Raw genomic sequence first — 20,370 nt, forward strand, 5'->3', positions numbered from 1 at the left:
ACTTTCATTAAATTAAATTTTGAATTGAGGGAAAAATGAAACAGTTTTTCAAATTTACATTTGCTGCAATGCTTGGGTTTTTTATTTCACTTTTTATTTTGGGTATATTTTTTTTCATTTTCACATTTGCAATAATTTCTACTATTGATACTGAAGAAACCGTTACTATTAAAAGTAATTCACTATTGGAAATTAAATTAGATTTTGAATTACAAGAAAGATCTTCGAAAGAACCCAATTTTAGTTTCGGTACAATTCCCTCTTTTGAAAAAGTAATTGGATTAAACGATTTATTAAAAAGTATTGCCTCAGCAAAAGATGATTCAAAAATAAAAGGAATTTATTTAGACTTAGATAATTTCGTTTCTCCGGGAATTTCAAAACTTTCTGAAATTAGAAATTCATTGTTGGATTTTAAAAATTCTAAGAAAATTATTGTTGCTCACGGAAATACAATTTCTGAATCCTCATATTATTTGGCAAGCGTTGCGGATAGCATTTATTTAACTCCAACCGGAAATATGGAATTTGACGGATTTGGAATTGAACTTACTTTCTTCAAAAAAACATTGGAAAAACTTGATGTTGAACCGCAGATTTTTCAACATGGAAAATTTAAAAGTGCTACAGAGCCATTCCGTCTTGATAAAATGAGTGAAGAAAACAGATTGCAATTGAACAAATTTTTAAGTTCAGTTTACGATAAAATAATTTCAGAAATTTCTGTGAGTAATAAAATTGCTACACAAGATTTAAAAAATATTTCTGCTGAGTTAAAAATAAATTCTGCAGAAAATGCAAAAGAATTCGACTTAATTACAAATTTAAAATATGAAGATGAAGTTGAATCTATTCTTACAAAATTGGTAAACGATTCATCTGAAAATGAAGTAGAAAAAATTTCATTTAAGAAATATGTAAAATCGGTGAATTTACAAAATAGCTCGAGTGATAATAGAATTGCTATCATTTATGCAAACGGTGAAATTACAGAAGGAAACGGAGACGAAAGTACAATAGGTATGGAAAATATTGTAAAATCTCTTGATGAAGCTTACAAAAATGATAGAGTTAAAGCAATTGTTATGCGTGTAAACTCTCCCGGCGGTTCTGCATTAACTTCTGATTTAATTTGGCGAAAAATAAAATTAATAAAAAGTGAAAAACCAATTATTGTTTCGATGAGCAATTTAGCAGCTTCCGGCGGTTATTACATTTCTTGTGCGGCAAATAAAATTGTTGCAGAACCTACAACTTTAACTGGCTCAATTGGAGTATTCGGAATTATTCCAAATGCACAGAAATTTTTTAATGAAAAATTGGGAATTACATTTGATGAAGTTTCTACAAGTGAAAATTCAGGTTGGGCAACAATTACAAATCCTTTAAATGAAGTACAGAGAAAATATATTCAAAACCAGATTGAAAAAATTTATGTTGATTTTGTTTCGCGCGTTGCAGAAGGAAGAGAAATGACTTTTGAACAAGTTGATTCAATTGGACAAGGCAGAATTTGGAGTGGAATTAATGCAAAAGAAATTGGATTGGTTGATACTTTAGGAGGAATAAATTTGGCTTTAGAAATTGCAGCGGAATCTGCCGGAATTAAAGATTATAAAATTGTTGAGTACCCAACTCAGAAAGAAACTTTTGAGAAAATTATGGAAATGTTTTCATCAAAAATTGAAATTGGTTTTAATAAATATTTATTTGGTGAACAATTTAATCAAATTGAAAAATTATCTAACGCAATGAAGTACAGCGGAATTCAAACAAGGTTACCTTTTAATTATGAAATTCGCTAAGAATAAAACCACCGAGGTTTTCAAAAACCTCGGAGGTTATGCATTTTAATAATAAAATTTAAACCCTATTCTCGCCATTACTCCACTCATATCAAATTCTCTTTCTAAAATTTGCTTTCTTCCAACATGCGGATCATCAATTTCATAAGTCCAGCTAGGATGTGAAGAATGATATGTAATCTCTGCAACAAAATCAGAATGTCTTCCTAATTGATATGCAACGCCAAAACCCAATCTCCAATTAAAATCAAATGCGCCTTCAAATTCATCTTCATTGGGATTCTCATAATTTCTGTAAAATATTAACAATGCTTCAACTCCAACACCACCGGTTACATAAGATGAAAATCTAGGTGCCATCGGAAATTTTGCTGTCATATTAAATAAAACCGGAATGCTATGCAAGTTTGTTTTAGCGCGAACTTCATTTAGTTCCGAATCGAAAAATCCATAATAATCATTCAATTCTTGAACTAAAATTTGGTCAACATAATTTTTATTAAACCAGTCAACACTCCACCCAATAACAAAATTTCTATCAATAAATTTTCCGCTTTCGTAACCAATTATAAATCCGGATTCTGTTGCTGAAGGTCCAAAATTACCTAATTTAATTGAAGACGATTTAGTAAGATTCTGCTTCGAAAAATATGATCTTGGCTGTGCATAAATTAGAGTTGATAAAATTAGCGTTAAAAAAATTATTCGTTTCATAATTACCTCACAATCAGTTTACGTAATTATAAAACAATCATAATGCCAAAAATTGATTTGTTTTTTTAATGATTTGTGGAAATAAAATCTTTTAATTGTATATTATTTTCTACAATGAATAATAAAAGCGACAATTTCTTAAATCAATCCCAATGAAATTGCAATTCCGAGCAGCATTAACATTATTCCAATTATTATATGAATTGTTTCAAAGGTAACTTTTTCGAGAAGATATTTTCCTAAAGAAGTTCCAATAAATGCAGAAACTATTCCGGCAATTAATAGATTTTGCAATTCGCTGTTTTGAAAAATTGCTGAATCAAATTTTAAGAATGTAATTCCGTAAACTAAAATTCTTACTATATCAATTACAATTGCGGAAATGACCATTGTACCGATAAATGATTTTTTTTCCAATCCGGCATGAGCTAAAAATGCAGTTCGCAAAGCGCCTTGGTGACCTGAAATTCCGCCGAAAAATCCGGAAAGTAAACCGCCAATCGGTATCATTTTTTCACTTAATTTTATTTTTTTTAGAAATGGATTTAATTCAACAATGGAAAATAAAATCATCAAAATTCCAATTGTAAGATTCACTGGCGTAACAAAAAAATCTTTTTCTGAAATTGTGTAATTGTATATTGGCGAAAGATGAGTAACATAATTAAGTAAAAATGCACCCGCAATTGCTGCAAATCCGGCTGGTAAAGTAAACAACATAATAATTTTCATGTTTGCATACTTACCCATTAAAATTCCTTTGTAAATATTATTTGCAAGATGTACAATTGCCGTTGCAGCAACTGCAATTTCAACCGGAAAAAAAATTGCAAAAGCTGGCATTAACAAAGTTCCGAGTCCAAACCCGCTGAAAAATGTTAATCCGGAAACCAATAATGCAATAAACGAAATTATTATATAGTTCATTTGATAGTAAAAATTATTCTCTATAAATAATATTATACTTTGCAATTAATCTATGCAGTGATCGCCTATCCAATCCGCATTCTATTGCAGTTTTAGTAATATTACCTTTGTGTTTTTTTAAATGATATGAAAGATATTCAGTTTCAAATTCTGTAATCGTTTTATCTTTTGCTTCATTGTATTGAAGATTTAAAATGCTATTTGAAATGGGTAAATCGTCTTTTAAAATATATTTCGGTAAATCTTCTTTTTGAATAATGTTTGATGTTGATAAATAAAATGCGCGACCAATCATATTCTGCAATTCTCTAACATTTCCGGGCCATTGATAAGATTTTAATAATTCTTTCGCATCGTTTGAGAAACTTTTAGCTGGTTTATTTTCCTTTTCACATAAACCTTTAAGATAGTGTTCAAGCAAAGGCATAATATCGTCTGTTCTATTTCTCAGAGGTGGAATATGAATTTGAATATTATTTAATCTGTAAAATAAATCTTCACGGAAATTTCCGTTTGTTACTTCTTTTTCCAAATCTTTATTTGTTGCGGCAATAATTCTAACATCAATATCAATTTCTTTTTGTCCGCCAACTCTTCTGATTTTTCTATCTTCAAGCATGCGTAAAAGTTTAATTTGTAATTGTTGGCTCATATCGCCAATTTCATCAAAGAAAAATGTTCCTTGGTTTGCAAATTCAAGTAAGCCGGGTTTGGTTTTAATAGCTCCGGTAAAGGCACCGCGTTCGTGTCCGAATAATTCGCTCTCAAAAAGATTTTCCGGCAAAGCTCCACAATTAACCGGAACAAAAGGATTTCCGTCTCTGTTACTTAATTTATGAATTACTCTTGCCACAAGTTCTTTTCCCGTTCCGCTTTCTCCTATTATTAAAACATTCATCATTTGCGGAGAAATTTTCTTTACCAATTCAATAACTTCTTTCATTTCCGGACTTTTAAAAATTATTCCAGAGTTTTTAATTGCCGGTTCTGTTTCTTCTTCAACATTTATTTTTTGTGTTAAAGATTCAAGTGATTTATCAATACATTGAAATAATTTTTTTGATGTAAAAGGTTTTTCAATAAAATCAAAAGCGCCTAACTGCATTGCTTCAACACTTGCTTCAATTGTTCCGTATCCGGAAATAATTATAACATTTGTCTGCGGATAATTTTCTTTAGCACATTTTAGAATATCAATTCCGGAATATTCATTCATTTTCAAATCAGTTATAATCAAATCAAATTTTTGCGATTTTATTTTCTCCAATGCAATCTTTGGATCTAGCAATGAAGTAATATTAAAATTATTTCTGCTCGAAAGAATTTTCTCCAATCCAACAAGCATATCTTTTTCATCATCTATTAAAAGAACTTCAAACATTTTAATTTCCCCCGTTAAATGTTATTGTGAAAGTTGTACCTTCATTAATTTTACTTTCACAAATAATTTCTGCATTATGATTTTTACAAATATTTTGCACAATGTATAAACCAAGTCCGGTTCCTTTTCCCGAATCTTTATTTGTGTAAAATGGCGAAAATATTTTTTCTAGTGATTCTTGATCAATGCCAATTCCATTATCACTAATCTTTAATTGAATTTTATTCTCCTCGGATAAATTAATCATAACATTAATAATTCCATTTTCTTTAATTGCATCCATAGAATTTGAAATTAAATTTAATACAACTTGCTCAATTTGATTTGGATCGCCAAAAATAATTGCTTCGGAAATTTTGAAATTTTTTTAAAAGTGTGGTTTTTCTTTTTTTGATTAATGGTTCCAACATTTCTGTACACGTTTCAACAAGTTTAACCAGATCAAAATTGGAAAAAGTTTTTGCTGATTTTTTGCTATGCTTTAAAATGTTTCCGGTAATTTTGGAAATTTTTTCTATTTGATTATTTACAACATTTAAATCATCAATATATGCAGATAATGATTTATTATTTTCAGCTTCATAAAGTAAATAGTCTGCGCGAGACATTATAATTGCGGAATGATTATTTATATCGTGAGCCATTGAAGCAGTAAGTTCACCTAATGTTACCATTTTATCAGCCCGCTGTAATTGATCCAAATGCATTTCATCAATTTTTCCGCGAGAATATTTTAATTCATTCACCATTCTATTGTAGTGATAATTTAAAATTGAAAATTCATCTTTACTCTTTACTGGCAAATTTAAATTCAAATTACCTTTTTCAACTTCGCTCAAAGCCAAAATAAAATTGCCAAGTGGTTTATTGATAAATTTGTTAAATATGAAATAGAATGAAAATGCAAGAATTAATAGCAATGCAAATGCTAAAAATATCATATGAAAATAACCTGTGTAAAATTTAACTTCGGCTTTTGTTAAATCAGTATCAACATCAAGAAATGAATTTATTTTCTCGCTATGGCATGATTGACATCTTTTTTCCATAATAATCGGCTGAATTGCAGTATAAGTATTTGTATTTTCATTTAGTGAAATTTTTCGTGCGATAATATTTTTAAGTTTTGTTTTTAAATGTCCCGGTTCAACAATATCAATATGTTTTCCAATTTCATCAAAATGAATTGCATATTTAATAATTCCTTCACTATCAATAATTCTGATGTGCTTAATTGATTTATTTTTACCAATTTGCTCAACAATATTTTGAACATTTTTTTCATCTCCTTTCATCATTGAATTATTAAGTCCGAAAATCATTAAATCAATTGCAGCACCAACCATAATTACGGATCTATCATGGAAATTTTTGCTAAACTGATTTAATAAAAATCCCACCGGAATTCCGATACTTAAAACGATTATAATAATTGAAAGGATTATAAACTTACTTTTAATTGTTCTAAACATTTTACCTCAAAATTTATTGTTGCGACAGATTTGTCACACTGAGACTTATTTGCCACACCAAAAAATAATTATTTTACAAATATTAAATATCGTTTAAAATTTATTAATAATCTGCTTAAAAAAAGTGCAGAAAACTAAGCAAAAAACAAACATTTAAATAAATGACAAATTATCTATTATAAAACCAAAAATGGCATAGGGATTGCATATAATAAGTTATTATGGGAAAAATGTTAATAATTTCTAATGATATTCAGATTAATAATTCTTTGGAAAATTTTTCTAAAGAATTTGGTTGTGAATACAATATCTATAAAAAATCAAATGATCCTTTAGATATTGCCTCGGAAGTATTAAGTAAAAATTCTACACTGGTAATTCTTGATGATGATTTTATTGCTCCAAACTCTATTAAACTTCTTGAAACAATTAAAAAAGTTAACCCAAAGCTTTCAATAATTTTTATAACGTCAGATTTAAGTATTGAATTGGGAAGAGCAATAAATAATATTGGAGTAAAATTTTATTTAATAAAACCGATTGATACAATAAATCTTAGAGAATTTATTAACTCGGTAAGAACACAAAATCAAAATTTACATTACTAATCAACTTATAGGAGGAGCCTAATGCTCAAAAAAATAACATTAACTATGCTGCTTATATTCCTAACTTTTGGAATGATAAACAGTCAAACGTTAGAAGTTAGACCATATGGAATTTCTGCAAGAGGAGTTGCCGCAGATACTAATGATATTTTCGAAGTAAAATATAATGGTTTATCAAATGTTGGTGTTGGAACAACAGTTTATTTAGTTGGCGAAGCTGTTGATACAACTTTTACAAGTCCGGTTTGGAACATCAAAACTAAACCAAGCGGATCAACTGTTACAATTCTTGGAAACCAAGACATAAGCGAAACCAAAAAAGCTATTTCTATGGTTCTTGATTTAGAAGGAACTTATGTTGTTGAATTCACCGATGGCGGATTAACAAGTGAAATCACATTAAATTCTGCGAAATATGTTGGAACACCAACTACTGGATTAAAGTGTGGTACTTGTCATTCAGCTGAACAAGCAAAATGGGAAGCTACAGGTCATGCAAACACAGTTAAACCATATACCGATGATCCGGCTGGACATTTTGCAAACAGATGTATGAGTTGTCATACAACCGGTTATGATGCAGAAGCCTCAAATAATGGATTCGATGATTTTGAATTCGTATTTCCTGCAACATTAGCAGAAGGAAATTATGATGCTTTGGTAGCTGCTTATCCAGATGCAATGCAAAGAGCAAATGTTCAATGCGAAGCTTGTCATGGTCCCGGCAGTGCTCATAATGGTGTAGTTTCAGATAGCAAAATGGTTTCTGCACAAGCAAGTGCAACGTGCGCATATTGCCATGATTCTGGAACACATCATGCAATTCCGGCATTATTTACTGAAGCTGGTTTAGATGCAACAGAATTTGATGGTCGCGGTTTCCATGGCGGACATACTGTTGGTGCATTTGTTGGGTCTACAAACAGAGATGGATGTTCACCATGCCACAGTGGAGCAGGTTATGTTCAATGGATTAAAGAAGGTAGACCAGCTGATGCATTAGGTTTACCAGCAAAAACAGCAGTTCGTCCGGATCCAACAAATTTTACATGCGTAACTTGTCATGATCCTCATGATGCAACAAATCCTTATCAATTAAGAGCAAAAGAAACCGTACTTGGCGATGGAACAGAAATTTCATTTGAAACTTATGGAACTGGTGCTCAATGTATAGATTGCCATAGAAGTAGAAGACAAGCAGCTACTTATGCTCAAGATATTAAAAATGGCAGTGCTCATTTTGGTGCTCATCATGGTCCTCAAGGTGATATGCTTTTAGGTAAAAACGCTCCGGATTGGGGAGTTGAATTGCCTAGTTCACCTCACGCTATTGCTGGTGGAAATGCTTGTGTTGATTGCCATATGGCTGGCGAATCTGCATTTGACGCAGAAGGAAATTTATTGAAATTCGGCGGACATACTTTCAACATGAATAATGAAGAAGGTGAAGATAATGTTGAATCTTGCGAACCTTGCCATGGAAATGTTGGTGAAACATTTAAAGAAAAGAAATTTTATATAAACGGAAATGCAGATTTAGATGCTGATGGAACTGCAGAAGGTTTACAAGAAGAAGTTCATGGATTATTAGAAGAATTAGCTACTTATTTACCAAAGAATGCTCAAGGCGGAGTTTTAATTCAATCTACAGCTGATTTTACTACTGCTGCAGATGATAGTTTAACACCTAGAATTATGAGAGCTGGTTATGCTTATTTCTTTGTTGAAGAAGACAGAAGCTTTGGTATCCACAATCCTCAATATACAGTTGCAATGTTAAAAGCAGCAATTGCTGAAATGTCTGGTGATCCAGTTAATGTTAATGATTTCACAAATTCATTACCAACTGATTACAGATTATCACAAAATTATCCTAATCCATTTAACCCAACAACAAAAATTAATTTCTCTATCCCAGAAGTTGCAAATGTAAAAGTTACAGTATATGATGCAATTGGTAGAGAAGTTTCAGTATTAGTTAATAAACAAATGAGTGCTGGGAATTATGATGTTGATTGGAATGCAGTAAATAATGCTGCTGGTATTTATTATTACAGAATCGAAACCGGTAATTTTGTTGCAACCAAGAAAATGGTATTAATTAAATAAAATAAATTGCCTCTACTGTTCGTGAATGATATAAACCCGGCTTTCGAGTCGGGTTTTTTATTTCTAATATGGTAATCTTCAATTATTGTTTTTCGATTTTAATTTTAAGTTTATAATCCTTTGGAGGAATTTCTACATTTAATTTCGGATATGGATTTACTTCTAATAGTTGTATTTTATAACCAAATAAAAGTGTATCAACGTTATAATAATTTATTGCAGTATGTAAAGTAAATTCTTCAGAATTATTATTCTTAGAAAATACTAATTTTACTTCAGCATCACCTTCCCAAACACACATTACATCTAAAGGACATCTTGAATCACCAACTAATTCTGCAAACTGAATAGAAATATTTTCATCATCATTAATTAACTTTTGCTTGTAATTAATTTCTATTTCATCATATAAATTAAATGATTCACAATCTGTTATTGAGTTACTGCAGAAAGTAGTAATTAATATCAAAACTGATATTAGAAACATAAATTTCATAATTATAAATGATCTGATAGTTTAATTTGAGGTGATTTTATATAAAAATCAATATAAAATTTTATGACAAACTGAATTGAATTATATATTCTGTTTGTAGAAAAAAAGCGAATACTAATTATTCGCTTTTTAAAATGATAAATATTGTAAGATTTTTAAACTTCTTTTGTTCTTTTTACTGCAGAAATTATAAATCCAACGCACATTAAAATTACGCCGGTCCAAACTAAATTTATGAATGGTTTTATACTTGCTTCAATTGATAAAACTTCTTTTGGAACTTGTTGCGTTTCAGCTTCATTATTGTTTGACAAACTACTAATCGTTAAACCCACGGAACCGCTTGCATCAAGATTTGTCATTTCAATTAGTAAATCTGCTTCATTAATTTGTACCGGGACAAATTCTTTATTTCCGCCAATTGTATTCATTTTTGGTTCAACATTAAATTTTTTACCATTGCTTTCAACAATTAAATTAGCCCCAATAGTAAAATTACCACCGCCCATCATTGATGACATTGCATCTTGAGGAAAATTAAAACTTTGAAAAATTATTTTACTTCCTTTGAAATCATAATAGTCACCTTTTTTCAAAGTAATACTAGTTCCGGAGTTTGAAGAATTTTCCGAAGCTCCATCTTCATAACTTAACGGCGTTACGTAAAAATCGCGAGTGAACATATTCCAAATATCTGGCTCTCTCATCAAACTATTATTAATTGAGGAAACATACATAACCGGTGAAATTGTTTTGGATGAATTATCTTTTTCAACTTTTACATTAAACGCATACTTTTCAGAATTTTCAATTTTATTATATCCAAGAAAAGTTACGTTATACCCAAAAATTGATGAGGTTTTCCCTTTTTCCAAATCGATTGAATCTTCTTCAGAAAATCCGCCGGTTGCAACAACACCCAATAAAAATAGAGCAATTCCAATATGTGCAATATAAGCTCCGAGCGATAATGCTTTTTTCTTGCAATTTTATTAGCTATTTCAAAATTTACAACTATTGCAAATATTGATGAAAATGATAAAAGTATTAACATTACGCTATAAACTTTTCCAAATAAAACAACTGCGGCTGTTAAAATTATTGTTAAAAGAATTGGAGTGATTAATTTTTTCCAAAGCTCTTGTGATTTATTTGTTTTCCATTTTAGGATTAAACTTAAACCATTTAATAATCCAATAATTATTGCAATAGGAAGATTTAATTCATCATAAAATCTTATTTCAACGGTTTTGCCAAAAATTGGCGCCGAAGTTCCGCCCAAAACAATTATTGCCGATGCCAAAATTGCAACTGCTCCCGTAAATAGAGCGAGTTCTCTTGATAAAATACTTTCTTCGTTTTCAAATTCAACATTAAGTGTTTTCCATCTATAAATAAATCCGGCTGTTCCAATTAACAAAAATGTAACCATAAAAATTACGAGAAGCAGATAAACCAACATTCCCGGTTCTGCAAAAGAATGAACCGAAGCTTCGCCTAAAATTCCGCTGCGAGTTAAAAATGTACTGTATAAAACAAAAATGTAAGTCAACATTGCAAGAATAATATTTGTTTTTACAAATCTACCAGATCCGCCAGTTGCTTGTGTTTTTTTCTGAATTAAAAGTGTATGAATTGAAGCAACACCAACAAGCCAAGGAATTAAGCTTGAGTTTTCAACCGGATCCCAGCCCCAATAACCGCCCCAGCCTAAAATTCCGTAAGCCCAATAACCGCCAAGCATAATTGCTAAACCTAAAATCATTGTTCCAACAAGCATCCATGGAAATGCTTGTTTAATCCAATCTCTATAATCATTTTTAATTAATGCGGCATTAGCAAAAGCAAATGGAACGGCAGACATTGCAAATCCAACAAATAAAATTGGAGGATGAATCTGCATCCAAAAATTTTGCAATAGCGGATTTAATCCTTTTCCATCAATTACAAATTGATTAAATGAAATTCCCGCAGAAACTAATTGTGCATATAATTGGTGATCCATTCTTACAAAACTTTTTCCGCCGGCAGAATCTTGAAACATAAAATTTTGCATAAAAGGCATTGAAAGAAATTGATTGTTTATATGTTTAATTTCTATAAAATTAGATTCCATCCATAAATAATTAAACGGACTTTTGAAAAGCGGATTTACGAGAAGTAATAAAAAGGTAAAACTTAATGTAAAAACCATCATTACTCTTGGTTCTAAATCACTTCTTTTAGAAGTATACTCAAGTAAAATAATTCCAATTATTGCTGTAAAAAAGGTCCAGAGTAAAAAACTTCCTTCTTGTCCGCCCCAAAATGTTGAGAGCAACAATCCAGTTGATAATCCGCTTCCGCTGTAATTAAATACGTATTTATATTGATATTGGTGAGTTAAAACTGCGTGAACTAAAATTAAACTTGCAAAAATTGTCATCATTGAAGCAGTGTGAAATCCAATTCTTGCTTTGGTTAGTGTATTTGAATAACCTTTATAGGTTAGATAATACATAAAAAATGTAAACAATCCGGCTAAAAACCCGATTGTTAAAACGATGTTTCCTAACATAAGTTTTTGCCTTTCTAATTAAGATTTTTCGGATTGATCAAATTGTTCTTCGTATTTGGATGGACATTTTGTTAGAATATCATCTGCATGAAAATAACCGTTTTTATATTTTCCGGTTACAACTACAGAAGTTGCCGATTCAAAATTATTTGGAATTGTTCCGTTATAAATTACTTTCATTTCATTGCCGAGATAATCTTTCATATAAAATGAAAATTCTTTTTTGGCTTTATCCATCATATAATTTTTCTCTTTAACCCAGCTTCCCGTTGCTTTCATAGTTTTTGTAGAATTCATTATTTCGCTAAAATTTTCTTCATATGAAATATTTGTTTCTGTAAATAAGTATGACATTATTCCCAAAAACACAACTATTATAATTCCACCAAACATATATTTATTTTTCATTGCGTGATTCCTTAATTTCAATTTCGATTTCTTTTAGCCTTTTATCCAATGAATTGAGATATGTAAAAATTCCCAACCAAATTGTTAATACAATAAATAATACAATGTATATTGAATTAGTTTCCAAAAAATTTAACAAGTTTTCCAATTTAAAATCCTTAAATAACTTTTTTTAATAATCTATCTTTTATTATAATTGATCTATAACCAATTTTCCACATCCAAAAATAAAACATAGTAAACGCAACAAGAGATAAATAAAAAATAATCTGCATTGTTCCGTTCATTTTAAAATCAACAACGGGACCTAAATTATCATCATTTGCAGAACCAGGATGCAAGCCCGACATAATTCTTGGCATAATGAAAATAAAAAAAGGAACCGTTAAAAATGCAATAATTGAATAAACCGCAGAAAGTTTTGCACGTTTATCTTCATTTTCTATTGCAGATCTTAAAGCAAATAAAGATCCGTAAATCAATAACAAAATAAAGATGCTTGTTTCACGCGGATCCCAATGCCAAAAAGCTCCCCACGTAAATTTAGCCCAAATTGATCCGGTAACAGTTGCAAGAATTGTAAATATCATTCCTAATTGCAATGCTGCATTTGATTTTGCATCATCATCTAAATTTTGATTTCGCAAATATTTAATTCCGTATATCATTGCCATTAAAAATGCAATAACGGAAAGCCAAGCTGTTGGAACATGAAAAAATATGATTTTTGCTTTTTCTTCTAAGCCGGGAATGTTTGGAATTTCATACCAAACCGACGGTTTAAGCACAATGGGAAATGAAATTCCGGTAATTATAACAATCACCATTATGATGAAAAGAATTGATTTATATATCATAAAAAATAAAATTCTTAGAAAATTGAGTTAAAATATAACCAAATTTCCGCACTCAAAAAAGAATACTTTGTCTGAATGACAGCATAAATATTGAAGTAAAGATATGGTTATATTAAAATTTATTCAAGAGAATAATCGGTGCAAAATATTTTGTAAAATTAGCAAGATTACAGAATTCAAAGATTACAAAATTATTATGAGAATTTAACTTGAAATTCCCATCAAAATATGATTTATTTCGAGTAAAAGTATTATTAATTAAAATGCAAAATTCAAGAAATATAATTTCAATAATTCTCATAATTTCAATGTTCGTTTCAAACATTGGATTTTTGCTGAGAGAAGATTGCTGCTTTGAAAATGCGAAATTGGTTCTTAATATTTTTGATGAAGAAAACTGCTGCAGTGAAAATTCTCAAGAAGAAAGCTGCTGTTCAGAAATTATCGAAAAAGATAATTGCTGCACTGAAAATTCTACTTCATCTAAAATGAAAGAAAAAATATATTGCGGTGGAAGTTGTTATACAATTAGTAAATATGTTAAATTAGAAATAAATCAAAATATTTCCGAAGTTGAAAAATTCCAACCGCATTTTGAAATAATCTGCAATAATATTATTGATGAATCAATTGAAGAAAATCATAATTATTTTTTCTCAAACGAAATTCAAAACCTTCCCAATATTTCCGGGCGTTCATTAATTATTTCATTTCATAAATCCAAAATTCCTTCTCTTAATAAAGTATAATTTCTAAATCTCGCTTTTACTTTTACTAATTTTTTTGAGGAGGATTAAAATGAAAAACATTTTAATCATTTTTCTCTTTTGCGTTTCTGCAATATTTCCGCAAAAGTTGAAAGGAATTGTCTATGAAAATATTGGTGAAAATATTTCTCCCTTACCCGGTGTAAATATTTTTTGGGAAAATACAACAATCGGCACAACATCAAATGCAGATGGAAGTTTTGAAATTATTAAAACTTCTGCTGATTCATCAAAATTAATTGTAAGTTATGTTACTTTCAAACCAGATACAATAATTGTTAAAAAGTCTGAAACCTTTATTGAGATAATCCTTACAGAAAATCTTGAACTTGATGAAATTACAGTCTTAGTAAAAACTAAAGGAACTGAATTTGATGATTTGAATCCGATTTTAACACAAACACTTTTTAATAAAGAATTCAAAAAAGCCGCATGCTGTAATTTATCTGAAAGTTTTGAAACAAATGCTTCGGTAGATGTTTCTTATTCCGATGCGGTTTCGGGCGCAAAGCAAATTAAGCTTTTAGGACTTGACGGAAAATACGGTCAAATTATGACAGAAAATATTCCGAATTTAAGAGGACTTGCTTCTGCTTACGGAATTTATTTTGTTCCCGGACCTTGGATGGAATCAATTCAAATTTCAAAAGGAACTGCTTCTGTAATTAACGGATTTGAATCAACAACCGGACAAATAAATATTGAATTTAAAAAATCAATTTTGCCAAACTCTTTTTATGCAGATTTGTTTTCCACAGATCAACTTAAAAATGATGTTAATGCAATTACAACAATTAATATTGATGAAAATATTTCTACCTCACTTTTTCTTCACGGTGAATATTTTGGAAAAAATGTTGATCATAATAAAGATGGATTTTTAGATCATCCGAATGTTAGGCAAATTAATATTTTAAATAGATGGAATTATGAAGATTTCAAAAATTGGCATATTGCCGCAACCCTTAATTACATTAACGAAGAAAGGTATGGCGGTCAAATTGGTTTTGGTTCCAAAAATAATTTTAGCAAATATAGGAATATTATTAAAACGGAACGATTTCAAATTTGGTCAAAAATTGGTTATATGTTTTCCAATGATTTGAATTCGAGTTTTGGATTTATAAATATGCTTACAACTCATAAACAAAATTCAAGTTTTGGAAATAGAATTTACAATTCCGATGAATTAAGTTATTATTCAAACTTAATTTTTGAATCGCAAATTATAAATCAGAAAAATAAAATCAATACTGGAATTAGTTTGGTTTATGACAATTTAAATGAACTTTTTATTGAAAATAATTTCGACAAAAAAGAGTTTATTCCCGGTGCATTTTTTCAATATACTTTTCAACCGGAGGAAAATTTAGCTTTAATTAGCGGAGTTCGTGCAGATTTTAATAATAAATTCGGAATGTTTATTACTCCAAGATTTCATGCACGTTATTCGCCTTTAGCCAATACCACATTGCGTTTCACAATTGGGAAAGGATACAGATCATCAAATATTATTTCCGAAAATATTTCGTTTTTATCTTCATCAAGAAATTTTATAATTGACGAAAATTTAAAAATGGAAAACGCAATAAATTACGGTTTTAACATCACTCAATATTTTTATTTCTTTGATAAAGAATTATCAATCAATGCAGATTTTTATAGAACCGAATTTATCAATAAAGTAGTAGTGGATATTGATCAAAATTCCCACGAAGTAAATTTTTATAATCTTGATGGAAAATCTTTTGCAAATAATTTTCAAGTTGAACTAAATTATGAATTAATTAAAAATTTAGATTTAACGGGAGCTGTAAGATTTTCTGATGCAAAAACTACTTTTAATGGAAATTTAATTTCTGATCCGCTGAATAAAAAGTTTAAAGGACTTTTATCACTTTCATATTTATCAAATTTAAGATTGTGGCAATTTGATTTTACAACTCAATTTAACGGTTCATCAAGAATTCCAAAACTTGCAGAAAATATTACTTTAGAAAACGGAACAAAATCTCCTTCATTCATAAATATGATGGCGCAAATTACACATTACCTAAAAGGTTGGGAAGTATTTTTAGGAATTGAAAACTTTACAAATTTTACTCAATCGCAAATAATAATTTCTGCCGATGATCCATTTGGACCGGATTATGATTCATCAATGATTTGGGGACCAATTGAAGGAAGAAAATTCTATTTGGGATTTAGACTAACATTAAAATAGGAAAAACAAAAAATGAAATATTTATCAAAATGTATTTTAATTCTTTTTATAATTTCATGTAGTGCAAACATAAATTCAAATAATTTAAAAGTTGCAACTTTTGATACATCTATCCATTGCGAAAATTGTGTAAATACAATGTTTGATAATCTTCCAAAAGAGAATGGCGTTGTAGACTTAAAAGTTGAGTTGAATGAAAAAACTGTTACAGTAATTTTTAACACGGAAGAAACGACCGTTGAAAAATTAGCAGAAAAAATTAACGAACTTGGTTATTCTGCTTACATAAAAAACTTAGAGGATTTTAAGAAAAATTAATTTTCCAAATTATTTGCGAAATTAAATTTTAGTTTGCCATCAAAACATCGATGGCAATTTATTTTAGTAAAATCATTTTCTTTGTTAACGTTAATTCTCTTGCTTGTAGTTTGTAGAAATAAATTCCACTTGATAAATTTTTTGCATCAAATTCAACTTCATAATTTCCGGGTTTTTGTTTTTGATTTACTAATGTTAAAACTTCTCTTCCCAAGATATTGTAAATTTTTAATGTAACTTTACTCAGACTAAAGTCTGAGGCTACATTTGACGTTTCACTTTTCACTTTTAACGGAATACTATATTTTATTGTTGTATTTGGATTAAATGGATTGGGATAGTTTTGATAGAGAGCAAATTCAGTGGGTAAATTTTTCGAATCATCAATATCATTTATTTGATCAATTATTTTAAATGGAGATGCATCAACCATTGTAATTTGTTTTAATGTAGAATTTAAAGCTGCAATTCTAATTGTGTAATCACCAAGTGGAGTTTCCAATAAATTAACTTGGACTGAATTATTTGTAAAATAATGATCATCGGAAGATTCATCACCACTTTCGCCATTATCTACAAGAATTCCATTATATGGCCAATCTGATTTTAAAGCACCGTTTTGTATTTTCTCATCTTTAAATGCTTCAAAAGTTACTAATTCTATTGTATACGGAGCACTAATTACATGCGCTTTAAAAGTTGATATTATTGATTTATCTAATGTAACATAATTTGGTAAAAACTCAACTTCACTAATTGATGGAGTACTTGCAATACCATTGGAATTTATTGATGCAATCCAAATTTGTGAAAACCCATTTGCCGATCCGGAGAGAAAACAAAATTTATCTCCATTCCAATTAATTGAAGGAAGACTAGAACTTGAAAATCCGAAACCACCTAAATAATTGCCAATTGCATCAATGCTAACAATATCAAAATATGATTCTGAAATTCTATTAACATACGAAATTGGAAGTCGTCCATTAGCACCTAAAACAATTGCTTTTCCGGTTTCTCCGGCAATTTGAGAGAATTGTGAAGTTCCAAAATTATCTAAATTTCTTACAACCGTTTTTCCTTCACCACTGCCTATTTGAGTGAAATTAATATTAATTACATCATAACCTAAACTATCAATAAATTCTCTACTAAATACAAGAAAACTATTACCATCTTTGCTTACGGAAAACGGTTGATTACCAACTGCATATTCACCCAAATGATAAAATGTACCATTTTTAAAAACAACTAAATCACCTCTATTATAATCTGATACTTCTATTTTGAAAAATGGTGTCCCGACTAAAATTGCTTCTGCATTTGCGGAAATATCAAATCCACTACTGAAACTTGTTGTCCAAAATTCATTAACATTTCTTCCAAACAATTCAATTGCCATATTTGAAAAATTAAAAACTTGCTGAAGATTACTTCCATCGGAATAAACTTCCCAAACACCGGTTCCTTTTGGATCTCTATGATTATGAATAAAATAAACAGTAATTCCGTCTGCAGTAATTCGCGGAGGAACCGGAATTTCCGGTTTCATATCTGCAAAATTAGGATCGGGATTTGGAAGTAACGTAATAATTTTATTTATTGAACTTCCATCAGAATTGCTTATAAATATTTCTCCGGTTCCTATATAATCGCACCAAATAATTTTGCTTCCGTTAGCATTAATATCAACAAATGGTCCAAATCCGGTATTTGCAAAATCATATATAAGTTTTAGCCCGCTTCCATCAGAATTTATTGTGTAAACTTTTCTTGTATAACCACCGGTTGCAAAAACTATTTTTGAACCATCAGAACTTAATTTCATACTGCTAATTCCCATATGATTTTCAAAGCTGCTAATCTGTTGATATTCAACGGAGCGAATGACATTTGTTTGTGCAATTATTTTAAATGATGAAAAAAATATTAAACTTAAAATCACTATAAAATATTTTTGGGAGTGATTCATAAATTCACCTCATTTGAAAGAGTGAAAATTTTAAATTTTATTTGAGAGTTTTTGCTTTCGGTTTTATTGGAAAAATTTATTTATAAAAAATGATTTTCAATAAATTTTTAATAGAAATGGAATTATATTTTTTACTTGGTCAAAAAATAATTTTTCAACAAAATTAATATATAGATTTACAATTAATTTCTTTATGCAATAAGCAATATTTTATTCACATAATCAAATAATAATTATCTTAAATCAAATTCTAAAATTTTGCAAAAATTATAAATACAATATTTTCAAAAAATTCATTTAGTTTACAATAAGTTTATTAATGATTTGATAAAATGAAAAATATTTCTCAACAAATTAAAAAGTATATAAAATTTTTTACCGAAGATATTTGGCGAATAAGATTAAGCGAATTAAAAGGTAAAAAAGCTTTTTTTATAAAACAGCAAAGAATTATTATTCTATCAATAAGAAATTTTCGTGAAGATAATTGTGTTTTAAGATCATCTGCACTTACGTTTTATTCAATGCTATCGATTGTGCCGGTTGTGGCAATTTTATTCGGAATATTCAAAGGCTTCGGACTTCAATCTCAATTAGAAAAACTACTTCTTGAAAATTTTAAAGATTATGAAGCAGTAATGATTGAAATTGTAAATTATTCCAACATACTTTTGGATAACACTAAGGGCGGAATAATTGCCGGAATTGGTATAATTTTATTGCTATGGACGGTTATTAAACTTCTTAACAATATTGAGTATTCTTTAAATGATATTTGGAAATTTAAAACATCACGAACAGTTGTTAGGCAATTCAGTGATTTTTTGGCAATAATTTTTTTGGCTCCGTTATTTTTTGTTCTATCAAGCGGATTAACAGTTTTTATAAGTGTTTACATTGATGATTTAGCTGAAAAATATAAATTACTTGGAATGATTGTACCAATAATTTCATTTGTTCTAAAGTTTCTTCCCTACTTAATTATTTGGATTTTATTTACACTATTTTACGTTGTTATGCCAAATGGTCCAGTAAAATATTCTGCAGCATTTTTTGCAGCTGTAATTGCGGGAACGCTTTATCAAATTGTGCAATTTTTATATGTTACTTTTCAAATTGGCATTACAAGTTACAATGCAATTTACGGAAGCTTTGCGGTGTTTCCACTTTTTCTAATTTGGCTACAGACAAGTTGGCTTATATTTCTTTTCGGTGCGGAAATTTCTTATTCAATTCAAAACATAAGTAATTATGAGTTTGAAGCCGATTCAAAAAATATCAATAATCATCAGAAGAAATTGATTTCGTTGGCAATTGCTCAAGTTGTTGCAAAAAATTTTCAGAATGGAAAGAAAGCATTATCATCTAATGAAATAGCCGAAAAATTAGGAATTCCAATAATTTTAACTGATAAAATAATTTCAGAATTTGTTGAATCCGGATTATTTTCAAAAATATATTTTGAAAAAGAAAAAGTCTATTTTTATCAGCCGGCAAAAGATTTAAAGTTTTTCACAATTAAAAATGTTTCAGATTCTTTAGATAAACGCGGCTCAAGAATTCCTTTAAAGAAAAATGATGAATTTAATTCACTAAATGAATTAACTGAAAAAATATCTCAATTAGTTAATAATTCTTCTGAAAACAAATTGTTAACGGAAGTATAAAATAGTAAATCAACTTTCAAATTAATTTAATTCAACATATTAACTCACCATAAAACTTTTCAATCTAAACTTCGTCAAAAGTTAAAAT

The 20,370-nt window shown here is 29.2% G+C and carries 17 protein-coding genes and 1 pseudogene; 7 read left to right on the forward strand and 11 right to left on the reverse strand.

The window, feature by feature from the left end:
• Nucleotides 1–35: 35 nt before the first annotated feature.
• Nucleotides 36–1,805: a signal peptide peptidase SppA gene (gene sppA, locus IPM32_01655; GenBank protein MBK8943952.1), complete on the forward strand. Its 1,770-nt coding sequence runs from the start codon at nt 36–38 to the stop codon at nt 1,803–1,805.
• A 45-nt stretch (nt 1,806–1,850) separates the two neighbouring features.
• Here sppA and IPM32_01660 read toward each other — a convergent pair whose 3' ends face one another.
• From IPM32_01660 to IPM32_01680, 5 genes are all read right to left on the reverse strand, one after another.
• Complete coding sequence (locus tag IPM32_01660) at nt 1,851–2,519, reverse strand: outer membrane beta-barrel protein (protein ID MBK8943953.1); 669 nt, start codon at nt 2,517–2,519, stop codon at nt 1,851–1,853.
• 138 nt (nt 2,520–2,657) lie between these two features.
• Entirely contained in the window at nt 2,658–3,446 is a 789-nt protein-coding gene (locus IPM32_01665; protein ID MBK8943954.1) for a TSUP family transporter, read from the reverse strand.
• A 13-nt stretch (nt 3,447–3,459) separates the two neighbouring features.
• The gene (locus IPM32_01670) at nt 3,460–4,827 is read right to left on the reverse strand and encodes a sigma-54-dependent Fis family transcriptional regulator (protein ID MBK8943955.1); all 1,368 of its coding nucleotides are present in this window, start codon (nt 4,825–4,827) and stop codon (nt 3,460–3,462) included.
• A gap of 1 nt (nt 4,828) precedes the next feature.
• A complete protein-coding gene (locus tag IPM32_01675) occupies nt 4,829–5,182 on the reverse strand; it encodes a HAMP domain-containing histidine kinase (protein MBK8943956.1) in 354 nt (117 codons plus the stop codon).
• Nucleotides 5,142–6,299 carry a HAMP domain-containing protein gene (locus tag IPM32_01680; protein MBK8943957.1) on the reverse strand — a complete coding sequence of 386 codons (1,158 nt, stop codon included), beginning with the start codon at nt 6,297–6,299 and terminating at the stop codon, nt 5,142–5,144. Before IPM32_01680 ends, IPM32_01675 begins: the two co-directional genes overlap by 41 nt.
• Nucleotides 6,300–6,520: 221 nt before the next feature.
• On the opposite strand from IPM32_01680, the gene IPM32_01685 reads away from it, so the two are divergent.
• Nucleotides 6,521–6,907, forward strand: a complete 387-nt coding sequence (locus tag IPM32_01685) for a hypothetical protein (GenBank protein MBK8943958.1) — start codon at nt 6,521–6,523, stop codon at nt 6,905–6,907.
• A 21-nt stretch (nt 6,908–6,928) separates the two neighbouring features.
• Entirely contained in the window at nt 6,929–9,016 is a 2,088-nt protein-coding gene (locus IPM32_01690) for an ammonia-forming cytochrome c nitrite reductase subunit c552 (GenBank protein MBK8943959.1), read from the forward strand.
• 82 nt (nt 9,017–9,098) lie between these two features.
• On the opposite strand, the gene IPM32_01695 is transcribed toward IPM32_01690, so the two are convergent.
• The 5 genes and pseudogenes from IPM32_01695 to ccsA (IPM32_01715) form a co-directional block, all read right to left on the reverse strand.
• On the reverse strand, nt 9,099–9,503 hold the full coding sequence (locus IPM32_01695; protein MBK8943960.1) for a hypothetical protein: 405 nt from the start codon (nt 9,501–9,503) through the stop codon (nt 9,099–9,101).
• 164 nt (nt 9,504–9,667) lie between these two features.
• Nucleotides 9,668–12,069, reverse strand: a pseudogene (gene ccsA / locus IPM32_01700) (cytochrome c biogenesis protein CcsA).
• A gap of 18 nt (nt 12,070–12,087) precedes the next feature.
• Complete coding sequence (locus IPM32_01705; protein ID MBK8943961.1) at nt 12,088–12,477, reverse strand: cytochrome c maturation protein CcmE; 390 nt, start codon at nt 12,475–12,477, stop codon at nt 12,088–12,090.
• Entirely contained in the window at nt 12,467–12,625 is a 159-nt protein-coding gene (locus tag IPM32_01710) for a CcmD family protein (GenBank protein MBK8943962.1), read from the reverse strand. Before IPM32_01710 ends, IPM32_01705 begins: the two co-directional genes overlap by 11 nt.
• A gap of 10 nt (nt 12,626–12,635) precedes the next feature.
• Nucleotides 12,636–13,334, reverse strand: coding sequence for a cytochrome c biogenesis protein CcsA (ccsA, locus tag IPM32_01715; GenBank protein MBK8943963.1), 699 nt, complete (start codon nt 13,332–13,334; stop codon nt 12,636–12,638).
• A 209-nt stretch (nt 13,335–13,543) separates the two neighbouring features.
• Between ccsA (IPM32_01715) and IPM32_01720 the strand changes: the two genes are divergently transcribed.
• From IPM32_01720 to IPM32_01730, 3 genes are read left to right on the forward strand one after another with little or no spacing between them, the layout of a single operon-like run.
• A complete protein-coding gene (locus IPM32_01720) occupies nt 13,544–14,083 on the forward strand; it encodes a hypothetical protein (GenBank protein MBK8943964.1) in 540 nt (179 codons plus the stop codon).
• Between the two features lie 49 nt (nt 14,084–14,132).
• Nucleotides 14,133–16,325, forward strand: a complete 2,193-nt coding sequence (locus IPM32_01725) for a TonB-dependent receptor (protein ID MBK8943965.1) — start codon at nt 14,133–14,135, stop codon at nt 16,323–16,325.
• A gap of 12 nt (nt 16,326–16,337) precedes the next feature.
• Nucleotides 16,338–16,643: a heavy-metal-associated domain-containing protein gene (locus IPM32_01730; protein MBK8943966.1), complete on the forward strand. Its 306-nt coding sequence runs from the start codon at nt 16,338–16,340 to the stop codon at nt 16,641–16,643.
• 58 nt (nt 16,644–16,701) lie between these two features.
• Here IPM32_01730 and IPM32_01735 read toward each other — a convergent pair whose 3' ends face one another.
• On the reverse strand, nt 16,702–17,076 hold the full coding sequence (locus tag IPM32_01735; GenBank protein ID MBK8943967.1) for a T9SS type A sorting domain-containing protein: 375 nt from the start codon (nt 17,074–17,076) through the stop codon (nt 16,702–16,704).
• Nucleotides 17,077–18,947: 1,871 nt separating this feature from the next.
• Here IPM32_01735 and IPM32_01740 point away from each other — a divergent pair.
• On the forward strand, nt 18,948–20,282 hold the full coding sequence (locus IPM32_01740; GenBank protein ID MBK8943968.1) for a YihY/virulence factor BrkB family protein: 1,335 nt from the start codon (nt 18,948–18,950) through the stop codon (nt 20,280–20,282).
• The last annotated feature ends 88 nt before the right edge of the window (nt 20,283–20,370 follow it).

The sequence above is a fragment of the Ignavibacteriota bacterium genome (genome assembly GCA_016716225.1).
Classification (GTDB): domain Bacteria; phylum Bacteroidota; class Ignavibacteria; order Ignavibacteriales; family Melioribacteraceae.